Source organism: Pseudomonas sp. SMV71 (assembly GCF_052042015.1).
GTDB lineage: Bacteria > Pseudomonadota > Gammaproteobacteria > Pseudomonadales > Pseudomonadaceae > Aquipseudomonas.
Genome location: NZ_JBKGGU010000052.1, coordinates 1 through 1408 on the forward strand (window position 1 = coordinate 1; position 1408 = coordinate 1408).

Annotated in this window: 1 protein-coding gene; it reads left to right on the forward strand. The window is 60.7% G+C overall.

Annotated features, from left to right (window positions below; all coding sequences use genetic code 11):
• A partial coding sequence (locus ACLEJQ_RS25710; RefSeq protein ID WP_440799907.1) for an immunoglobulin-like domain-containing protein occupies window positions 1-1408 on the forward strand: 1408 nt, incomplete at both ends.

A 1408-nucleotide genomic window follows, 5' to 3' on the forward strand; every position in this document is an offset into this window, starting at 1 on the left:
TCGTCACGCCAAACGATGCGTTGGCAGGCGGCGATAACCTGAGCGTCAAGATCGACGACGCCAAAGGTGGCAACTACGAAAAACTCGTCATCGACGGCAAGTCGGCTGACACCACCGTCACTGATACCCAGGACAACACCGGCCTGAGCCTCAGCGCCACCGGTACGGTTGCCGAGGGTGGCCAGATCACCTACACCGCGACCCTGACCAATGCTGCCGGTACGCCTGTTACCGTTACCCTGAGCAACGGCGCGGTCATCAATATCGCTGCCGGAGCAACCACCGGCACCGTCACCGTTGATGCGCCGAAAGACGACGTCTACAAAGACGCCGGCAAGGTGGAAGTCAGCATCGATAAAGCCACGGGCGGTAACTTCGAGAACCTGGTTCCGAGCACCACGCCTGCGGTTACTGACGTCACCGATACCATCGACACCAGCACCGTTTCGCTTACCGCGACGTCGACTGTTGCCGAGGGTGGCACAGTCATCTACACCGCATCGGTCAACGCGCCAGTCACCGGCGCTCCGCTGGTTGTCACCCTGTCGAACGGCCAAACCATTACCATCCCGGTTGGCGCGAGCTCGGGCAGCGTGAATTTCGTCACGCCAAACGATGCCCTCGCTGGCGGCGACAACCTGAGCGTCAAGATCGACGACGCCAAAGGTGGCAACTACGAGAAGCTGGAGATCGACGGCAAAACGGCTGACACCACCGTCACCGATACCCAGGACACGACCGGTCTTACCCTGACCGCGACTGATACTGTGGCCGAAGGCGGTTCGATCGTTTACACCGCCACCCTGAGCAACGCCGCCGGAACGCCTGTCACCGTTACTTTGAGCAACGGTGCTGTGATTAATATCGCTGCCGGTGCAACCACCGGCACCGTCACCGTTGATGCGCCGAAAGACGACGTCTACAAAGACGCCGGCAAGGTGGAAGTCAGCATCGATAAAGCCACGGGCGGTAACTTCGAGAATCTGGTTCCAAGCACCACGCCTGCGGTTACTGACGTCACCGATACCATCGACACCAGCACCGTTTCGCTTACCGCGACGTCGACTGTTGCCGAGGGCGGCACCGTCGTCTACACCGCATCGGTCAACGCGCCAGTCACCGGCGCTCCGCTGGTTGTCACCCTGTCGAACGGCCAAACCATTACCATCCCGGTTGGCGCGAGCAGCGGCTCGGTCAACTTCGTTACCCCGAACGATGCGTTGGCAGGCGGCGACAACCTGAGCGTCAAGATCGACGACGCCAAGGGCGGCAACTACGAGAAGCTGGAGATCGACGGCAAAACGGCTGATACCACCGTCACCGATACTCAGGACACGACCGGTCTGACCCTGACCGCGACTGATACTGTGGCCGAAGGCGGTTCGATCGTTTACACCGCCACCTTGAC